Below are 22,557 nucleotides of genomic sequence, written 5' to 3'. Positions count from 1 at the left end.
TTTACAAGACTCTAGTGACCGTAAACCATCATGGTGGTATCTGTAATGGCGAAATCGGTGAAACTAACGCTGCCAATACTGGCCTGGCCCACTTTGAATATGGGCATGTCGATATCAGCCCGGAATTCGACGTCGTGAATCGAAAGGCCGTCTTTTCCAGTAGCGGCGCTGGTGCCTCGGGAGATTTTTGCCGTTGCGCTCGCCATTCCGAAGTGACCCAGCGTGTCGTTGCCGCGCCGGTTATGAATTTGCAGGCCTTCAATTCTCACGGCTGCAAAGTTAAACACAAAGATTAAATCTGCAGCATCCCAATTCAGGCTTCCGTTCGTGACTTCAAAATGGGTATCGAGCTGCAACTCGGCTCCGGATACCTGGTTGCCATTGGCCAGAGTGCGCGTGGTAGCACTATCGTTTCGGATAACCAGATCTGTAGGGCCTACGTAGCCTTGCAGCAATACATCAGAAAACAGAGTGGCAGTGCCTTCTGTGCCAGTGGTCGTAACGCTTCCTACGGCGAGCTCAAAATCTATCGCTTGAAGGTAGTCGGTCAAACTGGTTTGGGCGCCATCGTTGGTTGCACCCAAGTGAATAACCAGATCGCCGCTATTGAACTGCTTGCCGAACTCACCATTAACGGAATATTTCGCCAAAGCATCGGCTACATCGGGATCGGTGGTGCTAAGCAGCCCGGCATTTGCCCGGCGCGCAATTTCTGAGAAACCGTGCTCAAGAACTTCACCGGTGCCAGCAATATCCACTGTAAGCTTCAGGTTATCCAATGTGGTGTCGTTGTGCCCGGAAAGCCGCATGTTGTTCACACTTAGTGTGCCCTCATCCGTCCACGACAGGCGATCAATGTTGATTTTGGTTTCCAGTTCGATGGTAATGCCGGCCTGGCCCGATACGCCCGACAGTGTGCTGTCATCCAATGGCAGAAATTCGGCCATGGCAGTAGCAGGCAGGGATAGAGCAAGTACCCATAATGAAAGCGCTGTTGATCGCGTGGTGCGGCGACAGGTGTGCGGATGAATCATGACGGCCCCGGCTTCATGGTTTGTTTTGTTGTTGTTAGCAGGGAGTCTTTGCCAGACTCCCGGGCCGCAGGGGACAGCGTAACCAATGCAGCGGGAATAAGGTTTTGTTACATGTTGTTACGATAAGTAGGAAGCAGCGATATGTCTGTGCGCTTGGTCACAGTTGGAGGGTCGGCTTGGAATATGGTCTGCCTGCTGGGCTGCCGCCTCTAGCTGGAGCTCAGGGCCCTTTGAATCATTTCTTTTTGGTGCTCAGCAAACTCTCGAATCAGAGCCTGAGCCTGCTTCACATCCCGCGCTAGAACAGCCTGCGGAAGGCGGGTAAAAAACTGACTTGTCTGGGTCAGGCCATGTCGATAACGCTCGGCACTCAGATAATATGCGCGACTAACCGCTGGCTTGAAGTTTGAAAGAGCCTCTGTGAGATAAGTGTTACCTACTAAATCACAGCAAGCCTCCATCACCTCAAAGCTGGCTTCCACTACTGCCGTAATATCTGCCGATGGTGCTCGCATTTGCTCCACTGCCTGAGAAACAACGGCCATCACTCGATCCCGGTCGCTTTCCTGCCAACGTTCGCATAGTTTAGCTGCCAGCATCATCAGCAGGTGCATGTAAACGTCGTACAGCTCAGACGCATGTTCAGCATCCAGTTTTGAGGCAGATGCGCCTTTTCTTGGGGTGATTTCCACAAGATGCCACCGCTCAAGGGTGTAAAGCGCTTCTTTTACCGAGGCGCGGCTCACCTTGAGCTCGGTGGCGAGAGTGGCTTCCTGGATGCGTTTACCAGGCTGGATTTGCCCGGTCATGATGCGCTCTGCCAGATAGTTGGCGATCTGCTCTGCCAGGGTGTTAGGCACCTTGAAATCCATACAGGTTCTCTGAAAGCGTTTTGAAAACTGGCAGGCCGGGAACAGGCACGGAACCAGCGGGACAGGTTGTGGGCGCAAGTTTATCATAGCTTGTGCGCCGCTTTTGATCTGCGTTGCGGAATGACCACCCCTTGAAATTGTGCAGACGAGGACGCAGGTATACAACCTGAATTCTCGATAGCAAATAAGGGAAGCCCCATGCCCAAGCATTTTGAACAAGCCCCCGGACTATACGAAGAGCCGGTTCCAGAAACGGAAGGCTATGTATTTAACCAAACCATGCTGCGCATTAAAGACCCTGAGCGCTCAATGGACTTCTATACCCGTGTGCTGGGAATGCGGTTGGTGCGCAAACTTGATTTCCCCGAAATGAAGTTTACGCTCTATTTTCTTGCCTACCTTGATGACCGCCAAGCTAACTATGTGCCTTCAGACGATGGGCATCGAACCACCTACACGTTCGGGCGCGAGGCAATGCTGGAGTTGACCCACAACTGGGGAACTGAAAACGACGCTGACTTCGCCTACCACAATGGCAACGATCAGCCACAGGGTTTTGGCCACATTGGTATTGCAGTACCTGATGTTTACACGGCTGCCGAGCGGTTTGACAAGTTGGGGGTTGAGTTCGTCAAGAAGCCCGACGATGGCAAGATGAAAGGCCTGGCTTTTATCAAGGATCCGGATGGCTACTGGATTGAGATTCTGCAGCCTAATATGCTGGAAAAGCAGCGCAAGGATAGCTGATCAGTTTGACGTTGCGGTGCCGCTTGCAGGAGCGGCACCGGGCTTTCCTCCATAACGCGAGGCCACAATAACCGCCGCAGTGAGTATGAATGCGCCCGCAATTCCTACCGGCCCCAGAATCTCTCCCAAAATTATCCAGGCGAGCAAGGCAACGAACAGTGGCTCCAGCGTAACAATAATGCTGGAGAGCGTTGCTGGTGTGGTTTTCATTCCTGCAAAGAAGCTCACATAGCCAATGCAGGTGGGCACAATGCCTATCACGGCTACCATCAGCCAGTGCCTAATCTTAAGCTCTTCAAGCCCCTCAAACCCGCCACTGAGCACTACCACAGGAAGTAGGATGAGTGCGGCCGTAAAAAAACAAATGAATGCTGTGGTAAAAACGGATGTGCCGGTGGAGCTGTAGCGACTGGTCAGGGTGAAACCCGTGTAAACCAGCGCGGCCAGCAGTGCCATGAGAATACCGGCCAGGCGCAGTGTACCGCTGGTATCCATATCACTGAACACCAACATTGCGGTGCCCATAACAGCAGTCATCAGCGCCAGAACAGTTATCAGGCTTGGCTTTTCCCCCAGTAACGGCGCCGAAAGCAATGCGACCAACACCGGCGGCAAGCACAGGGCGATCAATGTGGCGATACCCGCGCCGGTTAGGTCCACGGCCAACAGATAGCTGCCTTGATAGATGGCTTGGAAAAGACCAAGCGCTGCAAGCGGCGCGAGAGATCGTAAACTTAGCTGCCGCAATGAGCTGCCTGGCGCATTGGTAGCAGCTTTTTGAAGTTGTCGTTGTTCCCTGCGCATCAGTACCCAGAAGAATGGTAGGGCAACGGCCAGCCTGAGAAAGGCCAGGGTGGTAGCTTGCAGGTCAGTCTCGGTAAACAGAAACTTTGCAACTATTCCCGTTGTCGCCCAGAGCAGGGCGGCCAGGGCGATCAGTAGAGCACCTCGAATCATTCTATAACCAGTACGATGAGTTCTTTCGGGCCGTGGACACCGTAAGCGAGAGTTTGCTCAATGTCCGCGGTTTTGGATGGCCCGGAGACTAACAAAGCGTTTGTCGGCATGCCAGAAGCCCAAATCTGTGCTTGCATGGCCTCGTGAAAGGTTGCGTAGAGCTCGGAGGCTTCCAGTACCGCAATATGGATGGGCGGAACAAGGCTCATCAGGCGAGGCTCGTCTGGAGTGGGCCACAGGATCAAAGACCCTGTCTCGGCTATGCCGCCCCGGGTGGAGGTGATGCTGGCATCAACGTTGTTGAACAGGTGAGGCTGCCAGCTTTCAATGGGTTCGTCATAGATCAGCAGTTCCGGCAAGTCATCTTGTTCGGATTCACGTAACCTGCGGCCAATTTCGTGTGCTCCGGGAACCAGCAGACAGCGGGCATCGCGCGCGGAAAGGATGTCGGCAAGCTGAGCAACCCAGGAATCCCGCGTGCAACTATGTACTTCCCCGTGCACGGACTCAATGGTCTTCTGGAATTGCTCAATCCTTTCCGCCACAGAGGACACCGGCCGCTGCAATACTGAAAAGTCGCACTCTGGCACGCTTAACTCGCCACCGCTTCGGTTTCGCAGGCGCTGTAAAATGCTGTCCCGGGCGCTCATTGGTCGCGCTCCTTCATTTTTTGATGGAGTGTTTTGTTAGCTAGCTTTGGTGCCGTTCGATATTTTGTCCAGCCCCCAAGCTGCCCGGGTTGTAGCATACGCAGGCGGGCGGCCACTGCAGTACCAAACCGGTAAATGCCCGGCCGCGCATGCATCCAGCTCCAGCCTTTCCAGATCAGTGCTTCCAGGGTTCCACGTTTCGCTCCATGGCCTCGCACTTTAGCGGGGTTAAGTTTGTCGCCATCCACGGACTCCTGGCGCAGGCGTACCAGTAAATCCGGAATCGGAATTTTAACCGGGCACACTTCACCACAAGCACCACACAGGCTTGAGGCTGTTGGCAGGTGCCGGCCTTCATCCAGCCCGATCAGGTGGGGCATCAGGATTTTGCCGATTGGGCCGGGGTAGGTGGTGCCATAAGTGTGGCCACCCACGCGGGTATAAACCGGGCAGTGGTTCATACAGGCGCCGCAGCGAATGCAGCGCAGGGTGTCCAGCAGCTCGTCATCCTGGTAGATGGACGAGCGGCCGTTGTCGACCAGCACCAGGTGAACCTCTTCGGGGCCGTCGAGTTCTTCAGGCTTGCGCGGGCCAGAGATCATATTGAAGTAGGTAGTGATGTGCTGCCCGGTGGCGGATCGGGTAAGCAGGGCCAGAAGTGGCACCACATCCTCCAGAGTGCCCACCACCTTTTCTATACCGGTAACCGCAATATGGCAGGGCGGCACCGTGGTGGTCATGCGGCCGTTGCCTTCATTTTCCACCAGGCAAAGCGTCCCGGTTTCAGCCACTGCAAAGTTTACACCTGTAACACCCACATCGGCATTCATGAACCTTTCACGTAACTGCTGGCGGGCGCTGGCGGTGAGGTACTCCACATCGCTGGACAGATCAGTACCGGTTTTCTCGTGCATGAGCTCAGAAATTTCACCGGTATTCTTGTGAATCGCGGGCATGATGATGTGAGACGGTGTCTCGCCGGCAAGCTGGACGATGTATTCGCCCAGATCGGATTCCAGTGCTTCAATACCGTGTTCTTCGAGGTAATGGTTCAGCTCCATTTCCTCAGACACCATGGATTTACCTTTGATGACTGTTTTGGCATTCCTGGCTACACAAATATTCCGCACGATCCGGCAAGCCTCGTCGCCATCAATTGCCCAGTGCACCTTGATACCGTTTGCGGTGAGCTTTGTCTCAAGCTGCTCCAGTAAATCGGGCAGGTTTGCCAGTGCCCGCAGGCGGATGTTGGCGCCCAGTTCTCTTAAGGCTTCCAGGTCCATGCCTTCAAAGGCGTCTTTGCGCTTGCTGATAAGCCCGTCCATAGCCCTGCGGAAATTCTGGCGTAGTTTGGGATCTGCAATGGCAGCCTGGGCACGGGGGTGAAATTCTTTTACATCAATGTGGTGTGGGTTTGCTGATGATTCAGAGTTCATGACTCGCCCCCTTTTCCGGGGTTAGTGCGATTCCAGAGAAAGCTCAGGATGTGCTGGCCAGCCAGGGGTTTGCGATTCTTCTCTGCATAGCCGGCAATGTTCATAAGACAGCCGCAATCCGTTGTCACAAACTCACCGGCGCCAGTATCGGTCAGAGTGTCTACTTTTTCGCTGACCATGGCCCCTGAAATCTCCGGGTGGCGCACGGCAAACGTGCCACCAAAGCCACAACACTCTTCCGCCCGGGTTTGCTCAACCAGGCTGACATTGTTGAGTTGACCAATGAGCCGGGGGCCAACTTCCGCAACGCCCATCTCCCTGCGAGCTGAGCAAGAAGTGTGCATTGCAACCGTGGTGGGCTCACCCACGTCTTCCAGTTTTATATGGCAAACGTTCAGAAGAAAATCCGTCAGCTCCCAGGTTCGCGCGGCAATGTCGATGGCTTTGGCTTCCTGGCGGGTGTGCTTGAACAAGCTGGGGTAATGCTTTCGCATCATTCCGCCACAGGAACCGGATGGCACAACGATGGGCCAGTCCTCCGGGAACAGGTCGAGCTGGGCCTTAGCAACCGCCCGGGCTTCATCATGATAGCCAGAGGTGTAGGCCGGCTGGCCGCAACACGTTTGGTCTTCGGGAAAGCAAACCTTGATACCTTCGCGCTCGAGCAGTTGTATCCCGGCCATACCCGCATCGGGGTAGAACATGTCTATCAGGCAGGTCGCGTAAAAATAAACGTGGGAAGGTTTTGGCGGGTAAATCTTGATGGGATCTGCCATAGCGTGCCACTCGAGCTGGTTATCATTGTTGTCCAGCAATCATAGAGGGGCGGCCGGGGTGTTGCCAGACGACTTTTGTTTGAGTAGGAATGGAGAAGAGAGCAGTGGTTGAAAAATGGCGGCTGGAGGCCGCCGTCTGACACGATCTAGGGCAATGTTTATTTTACCGTTAACCGCTCAGCATTTTTTTCTACAGTGCGTGCGCCTATACCTTTAACGTTGGATAGCTCCTCAGGTGTTTTGAAAGGACCATTGGCATCGCGGTAAGCGACAATAGCTTCTGCTTTGCTGGCGCCAATGCCGTCGAGGTTTGCCAGAGTGGCTACGTCTGCGCTGTTGATATTAATGATTGGCTGCTCTGCATAGGCAAACCCCGTTGCCAGGCTGAACAGTAGAACGAGTGTGGCGAAAAAAGATGTGTGCTTCATGCAAGTGACTCCTGAGACTAATTGTGTGGTTATGGTTTTGAGTCAGGGTGCAATGCAGCAAAAGCAGGGGTTCTGGCGTTTTGGGTGGAGATCAAATACGAAAAAGGTGTGAAGGAATGTCTGGGAAAAGCAGTGCACGGACAAGGATTACATTCCATGTATCCCTTGCTCCGTGGCTGACCCCCGCCTGTTCCTTCAGGCTGCACTCTTCCTGAGCGCTTCATCCCTGGTCATCCTTGAAAGCCCATATCCTTCGGGCAGTTCCAATTCCTTTCGACCGTTCAACATCCCTTTGATCGCCCCAAATCCTTATGGGCGCTCCGGTTCCATGGAGCATTCATCCCTGTGCCAACGTTCCTTGCTGGCTTGTCATCCCTGACACTGCTTATTCTAGCGACAGGGTGTTTGGGGGGTACGGGAGATTGGCCCATTGGCTTGTGAGACATTTCCTACAGGCCTCGTAGGTATAAGCCATATTCGCGAAAGCGATATGCTATAGCGAGTGTCCCAGCAGTCCCAGAACGCCAAGGGTAATCAGGTAGCCTGCAACGATGTAGTTGAGCAAGCGGGGGAATACCAGAACGCCAATGCCTGCACCCAAGCTGATTAGCGGGGCAAGTTCCAGGTGAATCGTCATAACTGTCCTCAGTGATTATTTTTTGAAAAATGAAAGAAATCCGCCGGCGGCGATCAGGGCGGCACCACCAATCAGATACCACATAGTATCGTCAGTGAAACGCCCAGTAAGTGTTTCGCTTATCTGATCGCCAACTGACTGGGTTGATTGATAACCAAAAAAGAGCAGGGCGATGCCTACTACGAGTAACACAATACCTACGAGTTTCGAGCTTCCCATGTCGTGTTCCTTATTTGTGTGCGAGTTTGTCTCGTGCCGAAAGCTTGGCACCGAATGTTTTCATCGGCAACCTTGTGTTTCTGCGCGTCGTGAAAGTGAGTTGGCTCGAGTGAAGACAAGGGAGATCATGTCTCTACAATGGTTCCCAGTTTTAGAAAAGGCCCAGTTGGGGCTGCTTTTCATTGAACCTCAGGGCATCCAGCCCATCCACGCGAGCGCTTAAAAGTTCAGCCCAGATTTCCGTGAGCGCAAGGGCGTCGCCAATATCCGGCATGTGCAGGAAAAAATAGGGGCGCCGGTTTTCCTCAATCCATGTGGCTACGCGTTCAACCCAGGGTGCCAGGTAGTACCGGTTGGCTTCCAGATTCGGGTGACCGATGTAGCGGATTACAGGCTCTGCATCGCCGGGAAGTAAGTGCACCGGCACTCGGGGTTTCTTGCGTTGGGCCTCTATGGTGACTTCGTTGTCTGGAGTGGCCGCAAACAGGGCCCGGGTGTCCATGCATACGCGTGCGATATTGCGCTCTCGAAGGCCACGATTCAGGATTCTTTCAGCCTCGCCCTTGCTGAAGAAGGCGCTGTGACGAACCTCTACAGTGCATGTCAGTGGTGCTGGCAGGGCATCAATAAATTGCCATAGATTATTCAGATGCACGGGCCCAAATGCGGCAGGTAGCTGCAGCAAAAACGGACCGAGTACATCCTCCAGTGGTGCGACAATAGTCAGGAAATCCCGCATGTCCGCGTCTACGCCGGATAGCAGCCGGTCGTGGGTGATGTTGCGGGGAAATTTAAGCAGAAAGCGAAAGCTGTCTGGCACCTGGGAACGCCATTGAAGGCACTGCTCGCGGCTGGGTGTCGCGTAAAAGGTTGTGTTGCCCTCCACACAGTTAAAAATCCGGCTATACCGGCGCAGCGGGCTCGTATCTGACGGTAGCCGACTGTTCCAAGCGGAGTGTTGCCACTGAGGGCAGCCAAGAAAGTAGGGGAGTGCCATTGTCAGTGGTTCCGGGGGATAAGGCTTTAAGTTTGCCCTATAGCTTACCGTATCCCGATTGGCTATGCCGCCTGCCACTTAGCTTGGCCACCAGAAGGCTCAAGGCCCGGAACAGCGCCATCAACACCGGGGCCAACAACCATAACAGCCAGCTGCCGATGTATAGGGCAGGGATCAGTAGTAGCAACCAGCCCACAAACTGAACCGCCAGCACCGGGTACCCGAGTACATCCGCCACACCTGCCAGCAAGTCGTTTATCAGGCTGGGGTGGGTAATAACGAGGTAGCCTGCCCCGACAATCAAGGGCCACTTGGCGTATCGAGCGCTGCTTAGCACCATTTTCCCGCTGCGGGTAACCCGTGCGGCCAAAGCGGCGGAGCGAGTGCCCCGGCTTGCACTCTTTGTGGTGACGGCTGCAACACGGCCAGCCTGGAGCACTTTCACTGCACTGGCAAAGATCAGCATGTCCACCGAAGCCCAGCCAACGTCGCTGGCTGTGATCTCAGTTCCAGAGCGGTAGTTTCGCTCCAGATCACGAATGCCGCTGGCAAAAAACTGATTCAGCCCTTCAAGCACCCGTTCGGTGCCTATCCATTGAGTCTTGCCTTGGTTATCGACAATAAATTGACCAAGAAAATCGTGGCCTTCACTTTCAATAAAATTGATGGCGTACCAGCCTCGCTCTTCCGGCGTGAGATCTTCGTTCTGGTTGGCGGGCGGGGCGCCTGGCTCCAATGGCTCTGTTGGTTCTGGACCACCGGCAAAGTACCGCTTTGCGGCCTGATACTGACGAGATGCTTTGTTTATCCATTCAATGGTGCTGATGGGCTGGCTTACAAAGTGCTGAATCGGGGGGAGAACATCTTCACCATACCGGCGCAGAATATTCCTGAACCCCGGCTCTTCCGCATAAATCGGAAACAGGTTACGGGCCATCTCAGGGTAGCTCATGAAGGCAGCCTGAGCCTTTAAAAGCAAGAGAGGGTCGTCGGACATATCCAACAATATGGCCTGTATCTCGACGGGCTCTTGATCAATGCCGGGAAAATCACCGAGTACGTCAGCGGCATGAAGGTTAATCAGTTTGTGTTCAATGGGCACCGGCTTGGCGGAAGTGGTAAAAATCGCCGCCATAAGCAGGGCCATTGCAAAAATCAGGAGGAGCTTTTTCAAAGAATCTCTCGCGGGTTCCGGATGTTTATACCTACCAGTCTAGCGTGAACTCACAGAGTTGGATTTGCTACTTATCTGCTATCGTAATCAGAACGCTACCGCGTTGATGCCAACTTCCGGATTTAGTGCAAATGACTAGAATGAAATCGTTTGTATTGCCGACACTTGCGCTGGTGATATTGTCGACCAGTTTTTGGTATAGCTCTGGCTGGCTGCAGCTCTGTGCTGGCCTGGCGCTGTTTCTGTTTGGCATGCAATGCCTTGAAGAAGGCTTGAAGGAGCTTGCGGGCGGCCGGCTGGAACAGCTTTTGGAGCGCAGTACGGCTACGCCGTTCAAAGGGTTGATGTTCGGTGTGGGCGGCACGATGATTCTGCAATCCACCACCTTGATGTCCCTCTTGACCATTGCGTTTATAAGCACCGGTTTGATTCACTTGGCGGGCGGTATCTCCATTCTTCTGGGTATTAATCTGGGAACCAGCGGAGGCATCTGGCTACTTGCCGCGGCGGGGCAGAATTTCAGTCTGAGCCCTCTGGCACTGCCGTTGTTGGTATTTGGTGTACTAGCCGGCTTCAGCTCCCCAAAAGGCAAAGCATTTGGCCGCATTGTGTTGGGCATTGCCTTTATCTTTCTGGGAATCGACCAGATTAAGAACGGGTTCAGCGAATTTGGCGGCGCTATTGATTTTGCCGGCTCTGTGGACAGCAGCTTTCTCGTTCAGCTCAGTTTTGTTGCGATCGGCCTCCTGTTAACGGCCGTTTTGCAGTCCAGTCACGCTACCTTGATGTTGGTTCTGGCTGCTTTGGCAGGCGGGCAGATAGAGCTTTGGCAGGGTATTGCAATCGCAATCGGTGGCAACATTGGCAGCAGCGTAACCACGGCCATTGTGGGCTGGCTGGGGGGCAATCGCAGTGGCCAGCGGCTTGCGTTGGTACACGCTTTGTTCAACATCCTTACAGGTGTGGTTACCTTCCTGCTTTTGTCACCACTCACCTGGCTATCCCAAATACTGATGGCCGTGTTTGGCGCTGGAGAAAACACGCTCTTGCAACTGGCCATGTTCCAGACCCTGTTCAACGTAATTGGTGTGCTGCTGTTCTGGCCCTGGCAAAAACAGCTGGAGCGCGGGTTGCGTAGGGTATTGCCAGATAGGGCAGAGCCAGCAGTTTTGATTACCGATGCCGCCACCGGCCCTCGCAATCCTGTGGAACAGCGGGAACTGCCTGAAAGCCACGCACGTTACCTGAACGAAGCTGCGCTGGCCTCTGTTGATACGGCCTCCCGGGCGGTGGTTCAGGAATTGCAGCACCTCGGGCGACTTAGCCTTGAGGTGATCTGCCATGCGCTGTACCAGCCTGTTGAGCAATTGATCTCCCGTGAAGTGGATGAAGCGCGCTTGAATTCCAGGCCGGATGATTCCGAGGGGCTGGATACTGAGGACCTGTATCGGCGCCATATCAAAGTGGTCTATTCCGATCTGCTGGGGTTCATGAGCCGGCTGGACACCACGAAAGATGAGGAGCACCAGCAATTCTGGATGACCTGTCAAATGACAGCGCTACAGCTGGTAGATGCAGTGAAAGATGCAAAAGCCCTGCAGAAGAACCTTGGCCGATATTTGCGCGACGAACGCTCGCTTGCTCACGAACACTACATGGAGCTGCGCCGGCACCTGTTGTGGGTGTTAAGGCAGGTGCGTGAAGTTAGCAGGCTGGAAGTCCCTGACGAGGTTTGGCGCAACCGGCTGGACTGGGTGGATAGCGAAGCTGCAAAGTTTGATGCTGGCTTTCGGCACAGAATTTTCACGGATGTGCGCAAAGGCCAGCTCAATAACCTGCAAGCCAGTTCGCTCATGCACGACCTTGGCTATTCCGTTCGCATAACGCAAAGCTTCCGAAACGTGCTGCAGTTGGGGCTTGCGGATGGGGATGAGCTGCTGCGGGAAGTGCGCAGGCTGGGCAGTGATGACGACTTGCCGCTTATCAGGATGTGAGCGGCTATCGTGCAGGATTTTGCAGTAATTTGACGGTATAATTCTGCGCGCAGTTTGAGCGCCCGAAGGTAAGGGCGCTGTAGCTAAATCTCAACGCTTGAAAAGGAAGATATCGTTGAAGACTCTGAATGTAATCAAATACGTTTTTGCCATTGTTGGTGCCGCCATGCTGGTCGGTGCCTTTGCTTTGTACACCAACACCACATCATTTTTGGAACGTTCCGAAACCGCACAGGGCACCGTCGTTGAGCTAATACGCTCGCGCTCCAGTGACTCCACCAGTTACTTCCCTGTTGTTCAATTCAGGGCCGCCGGCGGTCGCGAAATTGAATTCCAGTCTAACTCGGGTTCTAACCCGCCTTCATACAACCGGGGCGAACAGGTAACCGTGTTTTATGAGCCTGCTAACCCTGAAGACGCCATGATCGACGGATTCTTCTCTCTGTGGGGTGCCGCTTTAATCATTGGTGGCATAGGCTCAGTGTTCGGGCTGATTGGCGTTGGAATAATCGCTTTTGGCGTGATGAAAAGCCGCTCAAAAGCCTACCTGCAGAAAAACGGTGTCGAAATACATGCAGCGTTTCAGCGCGTAGAGCAGAACACCAGCCTGACCGTAAATGGCCGCAATCCGTTCAGGATTGTATGCCAGTGGCAACACCCGCAAACCCGTGAACTTCATATTTTCCATAGTGATAATTTGTGGTTTGATCCGACTGACCACGTTAACCAGGAGAAAGTTCCGGTGTTGGTGGATGAGGGGAATTTGAAGAGGTATTGGGTGGATACTTCGTTTTTGCCTAAGTTGGCGGGTTAGGTAAGGCATTTACATCAGCTGGCTGATTTCCGCTCCCTCCGGAACGAGAGAGGGCGTTTGTGGCTTGCGCCCCTTGAGCATATTTGCCAAGCGGCGCTCGCGCACTTTGTGCGCTGTTGGATCAAACTTCAGCACTTTCAGTGGAACCGGATCACTTTCCTGGAGCTTGTCAAAAGTGTCCAGTTTGTTTAGATAGTAAGCGCCGCTGTATTTCTCTCCTTGGAACTGAAACTCAAATTCAACCAACAGGTTGCACAGGTGGTAACCCTCTCCGAGCGGCCGGTTGTTATTGTCGTACTCCTGGTGAAACTGACAGTCAGCTGTTTTTCGAGTCAATACGCCATCGACTTCTACGCCGTGTTTACGCAGCAAGGCTTGTTCGTAGTAATAGCTGATGCTTGAGTAGGTAGCAACGAACGAGTATACGGAAAAGAATCCACCTATCAGGGCAAAGAAACCTCCGAACATCATCGCGCCCCATTGGCCAAAGCCCAGGTAGAAAACACCCCCTCCCACAACTGCACAAATCAGGCCTATGCCCAGCATCAAAAAGAAGCTATCGAGATTATCTTTAATTGCTATCCACAGAAGTGAACGGTCGGTTGCGGATTTTATCTTCATCCTGCTCTCGGTTATAAATCCATAACTCAGTTGGAGAACCAGTCGCGTTGAATGCGGCCGTCTTTGAAGCGATACATGGAGAGCCCAAGACGAAGATCCTGGCCGCGCGCATCTTTGACAAAGCCGGTGTCTTTTCCAAGTGAGTGCAGGAAAGCGTCAGTCAAAACCATCGCGCCATTGATGAACCACCAGATGCCAAGGCCGCCAATCGTAAGGCCCTTGGCGATACCGGATTTCCACTTGCCGAGGTAAAAGCGGTCGACACCGAATATTCCGAGGAATATTGCCAGAATCAGGGTTACCAAGCGGTTTTTTGTTTGGGGTTGTTAGTGTTTGAAGTTTGCATGTTTTCCTCCTTGAAAACTTGTTTTAGAGAAATGATTAGTACAAAACCCAAGTGTTCCGCGAATTAAGGCACATGATTAAGCCGAGAAGATTCGCAAAAAACCTGAAGAACGTAGTTAACGTCTTCATCTAAGCAGACTAAGCAATCGGTCAATACAAATTACTTTGGCAGAACTCTGCGCATTCGCTCATGAAGCTCATCCCGCTCCTTTTGCTTCTGCTCCACATAGCTTTCTTCGATGTCGATCAATCGCGTGGTCGGGCCGTTCGGATCCAAGCGCTCTTGTACAACCTCCGGCCAATGGCGCTTGCTTCTCAGTCTATCGATTCGTTGGACGCACTCCATTCCAAGTGCCATAGGAAAAAAGAAATAGGAATCTACCCAGTAAAAAAAAGCGCCGCCAGAGATGCCTTTGCCTTCTTGCCTTTCCCGGTTCGGGAGCTTTCTGCCTTGGCGCAGTTGGTCGAGAAATGAAACTCCGCCAGATCTTAAGCTTTTCTCTATAAATGGAGTTTTGGATTTGGTTTTCTTGCCTGTTTCATCAAACCAGGGGCCGATGGTCATGAAACACCTTAAATACTCCCAAATGCCCACCAAGGTGGGAAGGCGCTTGCCCGCAGGCACGCCAGAAAGATTCACTGCAATTCGATTTTCAGGGTCACCAAATTTTTGCAGAATGATTTCAAGATTGCCGTGAACGATTGAACCGGAATACTGGTTAACCATTTTATATTCATACGCCACGGCTTCAATGCCGTCCCAGGTGGCATGATAGAGCTGACCCGTCATATCGTAATAGATTTCTTGTGTCCGTCGATTAAAGATGATCGGCAAGTGTGGTGGACGGCTTACTTCCCAAATAATGGGGGCTAATACCATCAAAAAAGAAAGCAACATTAAAACCCAATCAAAGCCAGGTGACTTTCCGAACAAACCGTCGAGTAGGAAGAGTATTAACCCAGCTCCACCAAGGAAAAAGCCTACACCGGTTAGGGTACCTTTACTGTCAGAGCTTGCCGTTCGTAAAGAAAGTGACATCGCATCCTGCGATTCTATAAGCCCGGGCTGAGATGGCAGGTAGCCACTACTGGTTTTGCCATTAAGTAGCAACGAGTTTGAAGAATCCCCAAACTTATCTACTATCCTGTTAAACAGGTTATTCGCGCTTTCAATCACCAAATATCAACCTTTACTGGGGGCATTTCAAGACCAGGTTGGGGGCTATATATCAACTCTCCTTCGAGCCCGAAGATCTGGTCATCGTCATGATAAATTTTTCTGTAGGTCGCCGTAGCGGCGGCGTTGTGAACCCTTGTCCCCTCGTGGAGTGAGAAATCTATCCCCGTCCAGACAACCGGGGTTCGTTTCGGCTGCAGTATCCGCTGTCTTTCTTCAGCATCAAACACCGTACGCAATTGCTGCTCAACCCATGCCAGGGATCGGTAAGTGGCATCATTCCTCAACTCATTTCCGGAAAATTGAATCATTCCGGGGGCCGTTTTTCCTGCCCAGGTAGTTCCACAATCAACCAACTATCCTGGCAGAGGGGGAGGTGCGCGCCCAACTCATCGATTTCCGCTTTTGTTTGGGCCGCAATGCCCACTTCATTTAACGTATCCAGAGCGCCAGTCAGCTTTTTGCGAGTAAGCACGGGGTACATCCATCCTTGGTGATTTTCAGGGCAGTGATTGCCGCCATAAGGCTAACGAGCGCTCAATCAAACCGCACGTTTTGTAATCCTGTTTGTCCGCTAGCGGATACCAACTCAGCTGGAGAACCAGTCGCGTTGAATATGGCCGTCTTTGAAACGGTACATGGAAAGCCCAAGACGAAGATCCTGGCCGCGTGCATCTTTGACGAAACCGGTGTCTTTTCCAAGTGAGTGCAGGAAAGCGTCGGTCAAAACCATCGCGCCATCGATGAACCACCAGATGCCAAGGCCGCCAATCGTAAGGCCCTTGGCGATACCGGATTTCCACTTGCCGAGGTAGAAGCGGTCAACGCCGAAGATTCCGAGGAACATAGCAAGAACGAGGGTTATCGGGCGGTTCTTTTGTTTGGGGTGATCGAGGTTTGAGGTGTGCATGTTTTCATCCTTGAAAGGTTGTTTTGTGTGGTGATTGGTATTGGTAGCTTTTTCTATATTCCGAACTTGGGGAGGTAGTAGAGGATCGGGGTGTCGACTAGCAGTTCCTTCGACAACGCTTCGGCATCGGCCATCATCTCAGGTGTTAGGTGATCCTGATAATTCTCGACCATGTCGAGCGGACTCTCTTTGCCGGTTTGTCGGTGAAGCGCTAGCAAAAGGGCGGCACCTTCCACAGGTCTCGGTTCAGCAAAGCCATAAACGGAGTCCTCACCATAGAGAGCCGCAGCATCTGGCCCAAGCATAATCGCCGAGCCGGACTCAAAAATAGCGTCGTAAAAGTCCGTTTTTCCCATTTCCTCAACCCAGTGCTGGGCTTCCCGGTGCTCACCAAGTGTTCGGAGTTTTAGGGCCAGCTTTAGCATTGCCTTTGGGAATCCTTGCTTCGCCGATGCTCGGAGCCATCGAAATATATCTTCTCGGCGGCCAGTTTGAGTCCAGTAGAACCCCGTCTCTCGCTCATCCAGTAATCCCACGGCTAGCCAGTACTGAGCAAAAGCATTGCCATGCTCCGCTGCTTTCCTAGTCCAAGTGAAAGCCTTAGACCTTTCCCCCCTTTGCCAGTACACAGAAAAAAGTTCCATCATCGCTTCACTATCGCCAGCCTCAGCCTTGGGAAGCGAAGTGTCTAGCGCTTTATCAACCCACGCATCTTGGTCATAATCACAGTCTCTTAAGGTTCCGCAAACAGTTCCTTTTTGACCAAGGCGCAACATGGCATATACATCACCCCCCTCCGCAGCTTGGAGGAAATAATGCTCTGACTCTTTCGTGATGTATGTGTAATCTTGACGGATAATGTTCCCTGCGTAATATGCTGCCTCAACGTGGCCAAGTTCTACTGCTGCCTTGAACTTCTCAAGCGATCGTGTGCCGGAATTCTGCTGGTAAAGCACATAACCTTCTTGGAACAGTTTTTCAGCGGTATCGCCAGCCTCTTTGGCGTAAGCCATAAAGGAACAGAGAATACACTGCAAACAAATCAAGGTTTGGAAAGATAATAAATGCCGGTTTATTTATGATTGACTCCAGAGGTGGTAACTTAATTGCTTCCTCAGTGCACTGTATTTCCTATACATCTCTCTGCCTTTAAAAGCAGCAACTGATGAACCCCTACCCATAAACTCATCCAGCCTCGCCACATTGTTTCGCGCCACCATGATGAGATTCCCTTCCGGTTCTTTTCCATGTGTACTCATCCGGGTTACTGATTCTTCAAACTGGCGCTGCGCACGATTTGGTTCAGTTCCTCGGTAAGATTATGTTAATACCTCATCTTCTATGTTCATCCACTTAAGGCACTGTAGAATCGCTGATTGTTGCTCTCTCAGCATCTGTTCTGCGGTTTTCGGTTCACTGTCATCGTCTCCTTCATACCGTGCAGGCTCTGAAACGAGATTATGCAACAGTGGTCCAATCGCTTCCGGTTGCAGTCCACGGAACCACTGCTGATAGCCCGCAGCCTTTTCGTTATTTCCAGCTTCTGCTGCTCTAGCTATCCGTAATGCCACCATCCCCGCCCTTGCACTCGTGTTGATCGAGTCGAACACCTCTTGCACAAAGCTCAATCGGCGAGCTGCGAAAAAGGATGCATCAAGCGCAGTGGTCAGCTGCAAGTAACTGATCATGCTTAAAAAGCCAAATGCATCTGGCGTTACCCAATCGATGTGGCGGTAACCGTTCTTGTGCAGTTCGTTTTGAACCAGCGCCATCCAGCAGGATGCTGCATTGAAATCAACCTCGAACGCCAGCTTCCCTTTTAGGCCAAGCCCGGTCGTGAGTCCTGCGTCACTGATAAATATCAGCTTGCCATTCTTCATGCCTAGCTGGAACGACCGGCTATACCCTACTCCCCAGCTTGCAGTAAGCCCAAGGTTAAGCGTACCAACGCATGCCCATTTCTCTACCGGGTCGTGGGCTCTCATAAAATTAACTTTCTTTCGCGCCTCGCTCGGCAGGTCCCAGTACAGGCTGGTTGAGGCGGTTACGCTAACCTTTGCTCCTGCAAAGGTATCCAGTTGCCCCTGAGGCATACCGTTACTGATCCCTGACAAGGTTAGGCCTTCCTCTGCCGCCCCGGATTGGTTAAATTCAGGCGAACTTGCCAACAGGACAACTACGCTGATAGATTCCGGTTCTTTTGGTTGGGGTGTTTGAAGTTTGCATGTTTTCCTCCTTGAAAACTTGTTTTGTATGAATGACTGAAGATGTACGGTGTTAAATTCCGAACTTGGGGAGGTAGTGAAGAATCGGGGTATCGACCAGCAACTTCTCCGACCTAGCTTGCGCTTTTTTGATCAGTTCAGGATCGATCTCCGGCAGTCGCAGGTCGGTGCTTTCCTTCACTCTTGAACTGCCGGTTTGGCGGTACAGCGCAAAAAGCGTGGCCAGTCCCTCTATCACTTCGTTAGGTGGACGGCTTTGTTCGCCCTCATGTGGCCGACCTACCATCACTAGACCGAACTCATACAGTGCGTCAAAGTAGTCGGTCTGCCCCATGCGCTTAATCCAAACCATGGCTTCATCATTGTGACCACTACGCTTATACTCCATTGCCAACTTGAGCATAGCTTTGGGATAATCCTGTTCGGCCGAAGCAATTAGCCATTTAAATACATCTTGGCGGCGACCGTCTTCGGTCCAATAGAAGCCCATTTTACGCTCATCAAGCAAACCGACAGCCAACCAATATTGAGCAAACGAGTTGCCTTTTTGTGCTGCCTTTTCAGTCCAGTCGAATGCTTTATCCTTATCGCCACGAGCCCAATATACTGAAAAGAGTTCCATCATGGCATCTGTGTCGCCCGCTTCCGCTTTGGGCAATGCAGTCTCTATCGCGAGTTCGAGCCACCGATCTCTGTCGTATTCACACTTTCGAAGCGTTCCACACAGCTTACTTTTATTAGCGAGCCGCAGCATGGCATAAACCTCGCCCCCTTCTGCAGCCTGGCGATAGAATTCTTGCGCTTCTTCAGTAATGTATGTGTAACGCCGACGAAGTATCTCTCCCACTTGATAAGCTGCCCCTGCATGACCAAGTTTCGCCGCTTGCTCTAACGGCGTAATGGCAACAGCGCTATAACGTTGCTGATAGAGTGTCATTCCTTCTTGGAACAATGCTTCGGCCTGACCGATCCTTGGCTTCGCCGCAATGGAAAACGACAACGAGAGAAGTATCAGTGCTATACAGACTCTGTGACTGGCGCGATTGTACATTATTTTTTCTTGCTTGCTCCCATAGGTGAAAGCTGGGCTTTTTACGGCAGCGTTAAACTGGCCTCTCTGTAAACGGCCATCTTTCAATCAGCACTTAGGATCTGGTGTTATATTCCGAACTTGGGAAGGTAATGAAGAATCGGAGTATCGACCAGCAATTCTCTGGACAACACCTCTGCTTCAGTCACTACCTCAGTGGTCAAACTAGGCAGTCGCTTATCAATGCTTCTCTGAACTGCAGCGCTTCCGGTTTGACGGTGCAAGGCCATGAGCACTGCCAACCCTTCTACAGGCTTGGCGGCTGGGTATTTAAACATTCCTTTTGGACCTTCCAGCAGAATTAAGCCGTAATTGTATAAAGCGTCGAAATAATCCGTCTGTCCCAAGCGATCGACCCAGCCATTCGCTTGATCAAATCGTCCATCTTCTTTGTACTCAACTGCCAACTTGAACATCGCCTTGGGGAACCCTTGCTCTGCCGAGGCTTTGAGCCACTTGAGCATATCAGCTCGGCGGCCAGCTTCTGTCCAGTAAAAACCCATATCCTGCTCTTCAAGCAAGATCGCCACCCAATATTGAGAAAACGCGTGACCGCCTTCGGCTGCTCGCTGAATCCAGCCCCAAGCTTTTTTCTTATCACCAGCCACCCGATAAACAGAATAGGTTTCCTTCATTGCTTCAAGATCACCAGCTTCAGCCTTGGGAAGGACCGAATTCAGCGCACGCTGCAACCACTCTTGGCGGTCATAATCGCAATTCCGAAGCGTTCCACAGAAGTTGCCTTTTTGAGCCAGCCTCAGCATGGCATAGACATCTTCGCCTTCCGCTGCTTGGCGATAGAATGCTTCAGCCTCTTCTGTGATGCAGATGTGGTTCCGGCGAAGTATATTACCGGCATAGTAAGCAGCCTCCACATGCCCTAATTGCGTAGCTTCCTTGAACTTAGCAAAGGCGTTGAGGCTGTATCGCTGTTGGTAGAGTGTGTAGCCATCCTGAAACAATACTTCAGCAACTTCACCACCTGTTTCTGCACGGGCGAAAAGCGTCGTAACGACAAGGAGCAACCCTAGAGTGGCGCCAGAAAAAAACGAGTGACGTATCATCTATACTTGCCTCCACATATGGAGACTAAATTTCTTTCGCAAGCTTTTATAGTCCTCGTATCGATCTTCATCTGAAGGTGACGCCAACCCCTTGCCCATAAACTCATCCAACTTTGCTACATTATTCGAGCAACCATTAACGGATCAGCGTCCGGGTTCTTTCCCTGGGCATTCATTCGGGTTACCGACTCCTCAAACTGACGAGCACTAAAAGAATATTGGTTTTGAGATTGTCAAGTGGGGTTCTTCGTTTTAAAAGATTAAGCTTCTCGAGGCCAGCGTTTTAATAGGTTGATAAGTCTTGTCCTTGTATCTCCTGCATATTTAATGAGTTGTCCGGAAAGTGATATTTTTCCGTAAAACTCTATATGCTCGACAAGGATGTCGCATGTGGCGCTCTTTAAAGTGCCTGAAGAACCAGAAGCCCAGCAACCAGCGACCCACATGGATTCTGCAGTACCACCATCCAGCGGGGACGATTTAAAAAACTCCCGGAAAACAGGGTATCCGAACTCTGGATAAACCCTGAACAATTCCGCACTACTATCGAACTCTATAATTCTTTCGCTAAAAGACCATGTCCGTTCCATGCTGCGATCTGTAATCCCCCCAGAATCAGGCCGTGATGGCGAGCTTGCATCGTATTCCAAATACGTCGGGCTGAGCTGTCTTTGTCTCTCTCTATCTCTTCCAGTTGGGCGGCTCTGGCCTTGCTAGGCTCGGGCTTTACCGGCACCAGTCCATAGTCCAGCTGGGCAGAGCGTTCTACCAGTTGGACACACAGGATACCAACTCTGGCGCGAAGTCGAATGGCGTCCAATACAAAGGCAATTGCCGCCCCCGTACCAACGAGGAAAATGAGTGAGCTATCAAAAAGCGCAGCGCCGAAATACGTCAAAGCGAACACACCGACACCAAGCGCTATGTGCGCCCAACTCATCGATCTCGGCTTTTGTTTGGGCTGCCATGCCCACTTCATATAACGTATCCAGAGCGCCAGTCAGCTTTTTGCGAGTAGGCACGGGGTACATCCATCCTTGGTGATTTTCAGGGCCGTGATTGTCGCTTTCAGGCTAACGAGCGCTCAATCAAGCCTCACTTTTTGTAATCCTGTCTGTCAGCTAGCGGATACCAACTCAGCTGGAGAACCAGTCGCGCTGGATACGTCCGTCTTTGAATCGGTACATGGAAAGCCCAAGACGAAGATCCTGGCCGCGCGCATCTTTGACAAAGCCGGTGTCTTTTCCGAGTGAGTGCAGGAAAGCGTCAGTCAAAACCATCGCGCCATCGATGAACCACCAGATGCCAAGGCCGCCAATGGTAAGGCCTTTGGCGATACCGGATTTCCACTTGCCGAGGTAGAAGCGGTCGACACCGAAGATCCCGAGGAACATAGCGAGAACCAAGGTTATCAGGCGGTTCTTTTGTTTGGGGTGGCTGGTGTTTGACGTGGGCATGTTTTCCTCCTTGAAAACTTGTTTTGTGTGATTGATTGAAGGCTTTTGGTGTTAAATTCCGAACTTGGGGAGGTAAAAAAGAATCGGGGTATCTACCAACAATGACTCAGAAAGAGCTTCGGCTTCCGATATAATTTCATTATCTAAAGTTTCCTTATAATCATCGATTGCCAATTTCACTTCCGAGCTGCCTTTTTGGCGATGCAGTGCAATTAACATTGCGAGACCTTCTACCGGCCGGGCTTCCGGATATCGGAACATGCCGCCCGGGCCATCAAGCAGGATCAAACCGTAGTTATAGAGCGCGTTGAAGTAATCAGTTTTCCCCATAAAATCAACCCACTTGTTTGCCTCCTGGAATCTGCCGTCTTCTTTTAGCTCCACTGAAAGCTTCCAGATCGCCTTGGGAAAACCGTTCTCTGCCGAGGCGCGCAGCCATGCGAGTACGTCTTCGCGGCGGCCTTTGTCGGTCCAATAAAAGCCCCGACCAAGTTCACCCAGCATGATAGCCATCCAGTATTGTGCAAAGGCATCACCAGCTTTGGCTGCCCGCTCAACCCATTCGAAGTCCTTTTCAGGCTTGCCTGCTGCCGCGTAGGCCGCTCCAACGGCCATCATGGCACTTGTATCACCTGTTTTGGCTTGGGGGAGTGCTGTTTCTAACGCGAGGTCAAGCCATCGCTCTCGGTCGTAATCACATTGTCGAAGCGTTCCACACAGCTTGCTTTGTTTAGCCAGTCGCAGCATGGCATAAACCTCGCCCCCTTCAGCGGCCTGGCGGTAGAATGCTTCCGCTTCTTCGGTAATGTAGGTATGGCGCCTGCGAAGTATTTCGCCAACTTGATAGGCTGCTGTCGCGTGACCAAGACTTGCCGCCTTCTCCAGCGGAGTGATAGCGGCCGAGCTGTATTGTTGCTGGTAAAGAGTCATCCC

The 22,557-nt window shown here is 52.0% G+C and carries 27 protein-coding genes; 3 read left to right on the top strand and 24 right to left on the bottom strand.

What is annotated here, in order from left to right:
- Positions 1 to 11 precede the first annotated feature (11 nt).
- Both RG807_RS02875 and RG807_RS02870 read right to left on the bottom strand, forming a co-directional pair.
- Entirely contained in the window at positions 12 to 1,034 is a 1,023-nt protein-coding gene (locus RG807_RS02875) for a DUF6160 family protein (RefSeq protein ID WP_309043528.1), read from the bottom strand.
- Between the two features lie 209 nt (positions 1,035 to 1,243).
- Positions 1,244 to 1,906 carry a GntR family transcriptional regulator gene (locus tag RG807_RS02870; RefSeq protein WP_309043527.1) on the bottom strand — a complete coding sequence of 221 codons (663 nt, stop codon included), beginning with the start codon at positions 1,904 to 1,906 and terminating at the stop codon, positions 1,244 to 1,246.
- 198 nt (positions 1,907 to 2,104) lie between these two features.
- On the opposite strand from RG807_RS02870, the gene gloA reads away from it, so the two are divergent.
- Positions 2,105 to 2,653: a lactoylglutathione lyase gene (gene gloA, locus RG807_RS02865; RefSeq protein ID WP_309043526.1), complete on the top strand. Its 549-nt coding sequence runs from the start codon at positions 2,105 to 2,107 to the stop codon at positions 2,651 to 2,653.
- Here the strand turns inward: gloA and RG807_RS02860 are convergent, their stop codons facing one another.
- The 9 genes from RG807_RS02860 to RG807_RS02820 all read right to left on the bottom strand — a co-directional run bounded on the left by RG807_RS02860 (position 2,654) and on the right by RG807_RS02820 (position 9,927).
- Entirely contained in the window at positions 2,654 to 3,610 is a 957-nt protein-coding gene (locus RG807_RS02860) for a DMT family transporter (RefSeq protein ID WP_309043525.1), read from the bottom strand.
- Complete coding sequence (locus RG807_RS02855; RefSeq protein WP_309043524.1) at positions 3,607 to 4,260, bottom strand: LutC/YkgG family protein; 654 nt, start codon at positions 4,258 to 4,260, stop codon at positions 3,607 to 3,609. The genes RG807_RS02860 and RG807_RS02855 overlap by 4 nt, the downstream gene beginning before the upstream one ends.
- Positions 4,257 to 5,696 (bottom strand): LutB/LldF family L-lactate oxidation iron-sulfur protein, encoded by a 1,440-nt coding sequence (locus RG807_RS02850; protein ID WP_309043523.1) that lies wholly within the window; start codon positions 5,694 to 5,696, stop codon positions 4,257 to 4,259. Before RG807_RS02850 ends, RG807_RS02855 begins: the two co-directional genes overlap by 4 nt.
- A complete protein-coding gene (locus RG807_RS02845) occupies positions 5,693 to 6,472 on the bottom strand; it encodes a (Fe-S)-binding protein (protein WP_309043522.1) in 780 nt (259 codons plus the stop codon). The genes RG807_RS02850 and RG807_RS02845 overlap by 4 nt, the downstream gene beginning before the upstream one ends.
- 158 nt (positions 6,473 to 6,630) lie before the next feature.
- On the bottom strand, positions 6,631 to 6,900 hold the full coding sequence (locus tag RG807_RS02840; protein WP_298448714.1) for a ComEA family DNA-binding protein: 270 nt from the start codon (positions 6,898 to 6,900) through the stop codon (positions 6,631 to 6,633).
- Positions 6,901 to 7,393: 493 nt separating this feature from the next.
- Positions 7,394 to 7,537 carry a DUF3096 domain-containing protein gene (locus RG807_RS02835; protein WP_100638438.1) on the bottom strand — a complete coding sequence of 48 codons (144 nt, stop codon included), beginning with the start codon at positions 7,535 to 7,537 and terminating at the stop codon, positions 7,394 to 7,396.
- Between the two features lie 15 nt (positions 7,538 to 7,552).
- On the bottom strand, positions 7,553 to 7,756 hold the full coding sequence (locus RG807_RS02830; protein WP_200202722.1) for a DUF3185 family protein: 204 nt from the start codon (positions 7,754 to 7,756) through the stop codon (positions 7,553 to 7,555).
- A gap of 151 nt (positions 7,757 to 7,907) precedes the next feature.
- Positions 7,908 to 8,753 (bottom strand): DUF72 domain-containing protein, encoded by an 846-nt coding sequence (locus RG807_RS02825; protein WP_298448713.1) that lies wholly within the window; start codon positions 8,751 to 8,753, stop codon positions 7,908 to 7,910.
- A 37-nt stretch (positions 8,754 to 8,790) separates the two neighbouring features.
- Positions 8,791 to 9,927, bottom strand: a complete 1,137-nt coding sequence (locus RG807_RS02820; protein WP_309043521.1) for a hypothetical protein — start codon at positions 9,925 to 9,927, stop codon at positions 8,791 to 8,793.
- A 140-nt stretch (positions 9,928 to 10,067) separates the two neighbouring features.
- On the opposite strand from RG807_RS02820, the gene RG807_RS02815 reads away from it, so the two are divergent.
- On the top strand, positions 10,068 to 11,921 hold the full coding sequence (locus RG807_RS02815; protein WP_309043893.1) for a Na/Pi cotransporter family protein: 1,854 nt from the start codon (positions 10,068 to 10,070) through the stop codon (positions 11,919 to 11,921).
- Positions 11,922 to 12,036: 115 nt separating this feature from the next.
- Positions 12,037 to 12,735: a DUF3592 domain-containing protein gene (locus RG807_RS02810; RefSeq protein WP_309043520.1), complete on the top strand. Its 699-nt coding sequence runs from the start codon at positions 12,037 to 12,039 to the stop codon at positions 12,733 to 12,735.
- A 9-nt stretch (positions 12,736 to 12,744) separates the two neighbouring features.
- On the opposite strand, the gene RG807_RS02805 is transcribed toward RG807_RS02810, so the two are convergent.
- From RG807_RS02805 to RG807_RS02745, 13 genes are all read right to left on the bottom strand, one after another.
- Complete coding sequence (locus RG807_RS02805) at positions 12,745 to 13,356, bottom strand: DUF3592 domain-containing protein (protein ID WP_309043519.1); 612 nt, start codon at positions 13,354 to 13,356, stop codon at positions 12,745 to 12,747.
- A 26-nt stretch (positions 13,357 to 13,382) separates the two neighbouring features.
- Positions 13,383 to 13,661, bottom strand: coding sequence for a TM2 domain-containing protein (locus RG807_RS02800; protein WP_309043518.1), 279 nt, complete (start codon positions 13,659 to 13,661; stop codon positions 13,383 to 13,385).
- A 200-nt stretch (positions 13,662 to 13,861) separates the two neighbouring features.
- Positions 13,862 to 14,878 (bottom strand): DUF6708 domain-containing protein, encoded by a 1,017-nt coding sequence (locus tag RG807_RS02795; RefSeq protein WP_309043517.1) that lies wholly within the window; start codon positions 14,876 to 14,878, stop codon positions 13,862 to 13,864.
- Positions 14,875 to 15,189, bottom strand: coding sequence for a hypothetical protein (locus RG807_RS02790; RefSeq protein ID WP_309043516.1), 315 nt, complete (start codon positions 15,187 to 15,189; stop codon positions 14,875 to 14,877). Before RG807_RS02790 ends, RG807_RS02795 begins: the two co-directional genes overlap by 4 nt.
- Positions 15,186 to 15,353 carry a hypothetical protein gene (locus RG807_RS02785; protein WP_309043515.1) on the bottom strand — a complete coding sequence of 56 codons (168 nt, stop codon included), beginning with the start codon at positions 15,351 to 15,353 and terminating at the stop codon, positions 15,186 to 15,188. The genes RG807_RS02790 and RG807_RS02785 overlap by 4 nt, the downstream gene beginning before the upstream one ends.
- Before the next feature lie 114 nt (positions 15,354 to 15,467).
- Entirely contained in the window at positions 15,468 to 15,788 is a 321-nt protein-coding gene (locus tag RG807_RS02780) for a TM2 domain-containing protein (protein ID WP_309043514.1), read from the bottom strand.
- Between the two features lie 53 nt (positions 15,789 to 15,841).
- Positions 15,842 to 16,801, bottom strand: a complete 960-nt coding sequence (locus RG807_RS02775) for a tetratricopeptide repeat protein (RefSeq protein WP_309043513.1) — start codon at positions 16,799 to 16,801, stop codon at positions 15,842 to 15,844.
- Positions 16,802 to 17,107: 306 nt separating this feature from the next.
- The gene (locus RG807_RS02770; protein ID WP_309043512.1) at positions 17,108 to 17,902 is read right to left on the bottom strand and encodes a hypothetical protein; all 795 of its coding nucleotides are present in this window, start codon (positions 17,900 to 17,902) and stop codon (positions 17,108 to 17,110) included.
- Positions 17,903 to 18,065: 163 nt separating this feature from the next.
- Complete coding sequence (locus RG807_RS02765) at positions 18,066 to 19,064, bottom strand: tetratricopeptide repeat protein (protein WP_309043511.1); 999 nt, start codon at positions 19,062 to 19,064, stop codon at positions 18,066 to 18,068.
- 107 nt (positions 19,065 to 19,171) lie between these two features.
- Positions 19,172 to 20,167, bottom strand: coding sequence for a tetratricopeptide repeat protein (locus tag RG807_RS02760; RefSeq protein ID WP_309043510.1), 996 nt, complete (start codon positions 20,165 to 20,167; stop codon positions 19,172 to 19,174).
- Between the two features lie 553 nt (positions 20,168 to 20,720).
- Positions 20,721 to 21,146 (bottom strand): hypothetical protein, encoded by a 426-nt coding sequence (locus tag RG807_RS02755; protein ID WP_309043509.1) that lies wholly within the window; start codon positions 21,144 to 21,146, stop codon positions 20,721 to 20,723.
- 157 nt (positions 21,147 to 21,303) lie between these two features.
- On the bottom strand, positions 21,304 to 21,624 hold the full coding sequence (locus RG807_RS02750; protein WP_100638447.1) for a TM2 domain-containing protein: 321 nt from the start codon (positions 21,622 to 21,624) through the stop codon (positions 21,304 to 21,306).
- Positions 21,625 to 21,675: 51 nt separating this feature from the next.
- Positions 21,676 to 22,554, bottom strand: a complete 879-nt coding sequence (locus RG807_RS02745) for an SEL1-like repeat protein (RefSeq protein WP_309043508.1) — start codon at positions 22,552 to 22,554, stop codon at positions 21,676 to 21,678.
- Positions 22,555 to 22,557 lie beyond the last annotated feature (3 nt).

It is taken from the genome of Marinobacter sediminicola (genome assembly GCF_031157525.1).
Classification (GTDB): domain Bacteria; phylum Pseudomonadota; class Gammaproteobacteria; order Pseudomonadales; family Oleiphilaceae; genus Marinobacter; species Marinobacter sediminicola.
Note: the sequence above shows the minus strand (reverse complement) of the source record. Positions and strands in the feature narration are given on the sequence as shown.